We start from the raw sequence: 3700 nt of genomic DNA, 5'->3' as shown, positions 1-3700 counted from the left end.
CGGCCATGCCCAGGTAGCAAGAGTGGTTCGATCCGGCTCGAAGATTTCGATCAGAAGCGGGTAGCACGGCGCAGCATCGCTCGAATGGGTCGCGCTGCAGTCGCCACCGGGACAGGCCGACAAGGCGCCGAGCAGATCGATCTCCGCGAAAAACTCGATGAAATCGCCGGGGCGGACCGGACTTGCCTTCATGAAATACTGGTGCGTGTCCTTGGTGAACCCGGTGCACATGAAGACGTTGAGCACGTCGTGTACATGATGCTCCACCGCACAGGGCTCCGCCTTCAGTTCGGCGGCAAGCGCGCGCGACAGGTTGGAATGGCAGCAGAAATCGTAAGCAGCGCCGCCCAACAGGAGATTGGTATAGGGATCACAGCGCGTGCCGATGACGTCGTGGATGCCGGCCCCGTCCGAATCCCGGCCGTACCAGCCGAGCGTGTCATGGCTGATGGTCACCATGGGCCTGAGATGAGGCATGGTGCTCCAGAGCCGGTCACCGGCGCCGACATGGGTTGCGTGGAGCGCTCGCGTCTTGCCGCTGAAGAAGCGCTCGGAGAGATCGTCCGCGTTCCAGAGATTGAGGTCGCCGACCTGGGGGCCCTCGATGCTGACAACCCGGAAGAATTGGCCGCGTGACACACGAAATGCGCGGGCGTCGCGCGGCGGTACCACGACTTCGTGAATCTTGACCATCGTGCGCCGAGCGGATTCGAGCACAGCCATGTCGGGCCTGGACATTGTGCCGGCCGGATAAACGATTGTCGGTTGGGCCGCACGGCGCAGGGCTGCGTCGGCGGGGGCAGGTGGCGTCCTTGACGACATATTTCGACCTCGGGTCAGCTCGACGGGGTGACGATCACTTACAGTCTGTGCGTCGCCCCTGATAGAAGCAATCCGTCGCGGCGTTGCGAGGACAACGACAAGGCAGACGAGCGCGCCTGGCGATTGGCGAGCGCCGCGCCGCTCATTCCCGCTTTGGGTCACGGCCGATGAATTTTCGTGCGCCGTCGTGATCCGAGCAGCGGCAAAGCATCTCCGCCTCCGACTGGCTGCGGGGACGCGGCGGCCTGCAGCAGTTCTACAGATAAGCTGCGAAGATTATCTTTACAGTTTATCTTCATATATGCTAATCCGGCCTGCATGAACAATCCATCAGGCAGTGCCGGGGCGGCACGCACATCCGCGCTTGCGGAAGACCTTCGCTTGCTCATTGGAACGCTGAAGCGACGGCTTCGCGAGCAGGGTCAGCGAGAGGATCTCGCCCCTTCCCAGGTCGCAGTCCTGCTTCGCCTCGAAAAGGATGGGCCTGCGACCGTATCCGGCCTGGCGCGATCGGAGGGGATGCGTCCGCAGTCGATGAGCGCAGCGATCGCGGCGCTGGAGGCTGCCGGCCTCGTCCGCGGCGTGCCCGATCCCGACGACGGCCGGCAAACCATCATGTCGCTCACCGACGCCTGCCGCGAGCGGCTGCGCAACGGCCGGGCCGCGCGGCAGGATTGGCTGTCACGCACCCTTGCGACGAAGCTGTCTCCGCGAGAGCAGCAGGAACTTGCCGCGGCGGTCAGGTTGTTGAAGCGGCTCGTCGAAGATTGATGTCGACCTTGCCGCACCGATCACGCGAAACATCTGGCTGAAAGCACGATCATGCCGCTCACGATCCTCGATCCGATCACCGCCCTCATCATCGTCGATCTGCAAACCGGTCTCGTCGGCTCGGCTTTCACCCATCCGATCGATGCTGTCGTGGCACACGCCTGCGCACTCATCGCCGCGTTTCGACGGCACGCCCTGCCGATCGCGCTGGTCAATGTCGATGGCGTTGCGCCGGGACGAACGGAGCGGCCGCGCCAGGCTGGACAGTTCCCTGATGGTTGGACCGACTTTCTCCCGGAACTCGGCCGGCGGACCGGCGATATCGTGGTCACGAAGCGGACATGGGGCGCGTTCGCGAGCACCGATCTCGAGAGCCAGCTCAGAGCCCGCGGCGTCACGCAAGTCGTGATCGCCGGAGTCGCGACCGGCACTGGCGTCGAAGCGACGGCGCGCCAGGCTTATGAGGCCAGCTTCAACGTCACGCTCGCCATCGACGCCATGACCGATATACGGCCGAACGCGCATGACTACAGCATCGCCAACGTGTTCCCGCGGCTCGGCGAAACCGGCTCGACGCAGGCCATCGTCGATCTCCTTGAAAGGACCAGCAGGCATGAACTGGCTTGACCTCGTGGCGTACTTTTTCGGCGGCGCCTTCCTCACCAATGCCATCCCTCATGTCGTCGCCGGCATGATGGGAGAGCCATTCCAGACTCCCTTCGCGAAGCCGCGAGGCGAGGGTCTATCGACGTCGACTGTCAACATCCTGTGGGGCTTCTTCAACCTCCTCATCGGATATCTCCTGGTTTGCCGCGTCGGCGATTTCGGCTTGAGGAGCACGGGCGACGTCGTCGCGCTCGGTCTCGGCGGACTTCTGATCGGCCTCTTCCTGGCGCGGCGGTTCGGACGGTTTCACGGCGGCAATGAACCCGAGCGAACATGAGACGCGTGTTTCGATCGTTGCGGAGCTTCAACTACCGGGTCTGGGCGGCCGGCGCGCTGGTGTCCAACATCGGCACATGGATGCAGCGCGCCGCCCAGGATTGGCTGGTTCTCACCCAGCTCACGCAGCATAGCGCGTCCGCCGTCGGTGTCGTGATGGCATTGCAGTTTGGACCGCAGTTGCTCCTGATGCCCTGGTCAGGCTTCGCCGCTGATCATTTCAACCAGCGCAAGCTTCTGATGGCCACCCAGGCGGCGATGGGTGCGCTCGCGCTCATCCTCGGGCTTCTCACCGTCACCGGCCTGGTGCAGCTCTGGCACGTCTATGTGTTCGCCTTCCTGTTCGGCTGCAGCGCGGCGCTCGACGCCCCGGTACGCCAGACCTTCGTTGCCGAGCTCGTCGGCGATGCCGATCTGTCGAACGCGATCGCGCTGAACTCCACCTCGTTCAATGCCGCACGCATGATCGGACCTGCGGTCGCCGGCCTCGTCATCGCCTCCGTCGGCACCGGCTGGACGTTCCTGTTCAATGGCGCGTCGTTCATGGCGGTGCTGGCCTCGCTGTCGCAACTGCGCAGGTCGGAGCTTCGTCCCAATGCGCGCGCTCACCGCACCAGGGGTGGCGTCCTGCAGGGCTTTCACTATGTCTGGTCGCGTTCCGACCTGCGGACGACCCTGATCATGCTGTTCCTGATCGGCACCTTCGGGCTGAACTTTCCGATCTTCATCTCGACCATGGCGGTCGGTGTGTTCCACACCGATGCGCGCGGCTTCGGCCTGCTGTCCTCGATGATGGCGATCGGCACGATGTCGGGCGCGCTCTTGGCCGCAAGCCGCGAGCGGCCGCGCTTCAATTCGCTGCTGCTGGGTGCTGCGATCTTCGGCCTCGGCTGCACGCTGGCCGCCCTGGCGCCGAACTACTGGCTGTTCGCGGCTGCGCTGGTGGTGATCGGCGTCGCGGCTCTGACGGTGACGAACACGTCGAACGCGCTGATGCAGCTCTCGACCGAGCCCGCGATGCGCGGACGCGTGATGGCGCTGCGGCTCGGCGTCGCGCTGGGCGGCACCCCGATCGGCGCACCGATCGTCGGATGGGTTGCCGATCATTTCGGCCCGCGGTGGGCACTCGGCGTCGGCGCCGCCGCCGGCTTCGCGGCCGCCGTCG

General features: G+C 64.9%; 5 protein-coding genes. 4 read left to right on the top strand and 1 reads right to left on the bottom strand.

Annotation, left to right across the window (positions count from 1 at the left end):
* On the bottom strand, positions 1 to 822 hold an 822-nt coding region (locus JOY90_RS29370), incomplete at its 3' end, for a DUF1989 domain-containing protein (protein ID WP_291694592.1).
* 318 nt (positions 823 to 1140) lie between these two features.
* On the opposite strand from JOY90_RS29370, the gene JOY90_RS29365 reads away from it, so the two are divergent.
* The 4 genes from JOY90_RS29365 to JOY90_RS29350 form a co-directional block, all read left to right on the top strand.
* Positions 1141 to 1593 (top strand): MarR family transcriptional regulator, encoded by a 453-nt coding sequence (locus JOY90_RS29365; RefSeq protein ID WP_291694593.1) that lies wholly within the window; start codon positions 1141 to 1143, stop codon positions 1591 to 1593.
* Positions 1594 to 1644: 51 nt separating this feature from the next.
* A complete protein-coding gene (locus JOY90_RS29360; RefSeq protein WP_291694591.1) occupies positions 1645 to 2220 on the top strand; it encodes an isochorismatase family protein in 576 nt (191 codons plus the stop codon).
* Entirely contained in the window at positions 2207 to 2536 is a 330-nt protein-coding gene (locus tag JOY90_RS29355; RefSeq protein ID WP_291694590.1) for a hypothetical protein, read from the top strand. Before JOY90_RS29360 ends, JOY90_RS29355 begins: the two co-directional genes overlap by 14 nt.
* Positions 2533 to 3700, top strand: a 1168-nt coding sequence (locus tag JOY90_RS29350) for an MFS transporter (RefSeq protein WP_291694589.1), incomplete at its 3' end; no start/stop codon positions are given. The genes JOY90_RS29355 and JOY90_RS29350, both read left to right, overlap by 4 nt.

Source organism: Bradyrhizobium sp., from assembly GCF_019242285.1.
Lineage (GTDB): Bacteria > Pseudomonadota > Alphaproteobacteria > Rhizobiales > Xanthobacteraceae > Bradyrhizobium.
The sequence above is the reverse complement of the archived record's forward strand: the minus strand, read 5'-3'. Positions and strand labels throughout refer to the sequence as shown.

Bases quoted from the DNA above. Each gene is read 5' to 3' on its own strand.
- JOY90_RS29365 (WP_291694593.1), top strand. From the start codon at position 1,141: ATGAACAATCCATCAGGCAGTGCCGGGGCGGCACGCACATCCGCGCTT.
- JOY90_RS29360 (WP_291694591.1), top strand. From the start codon at position 1,645: ATGCCGCTCACGATCCTCGATCCGATCACCGCCCTCATCATCGTCGAT.
- JOY90_RS29355 (WP_291694590.1), top strand. From the start codon at position 2,207: ATGAACTGGCTTGACCTCGTGGCGTACTTTTTCGGCGGCGCCTTCCTC.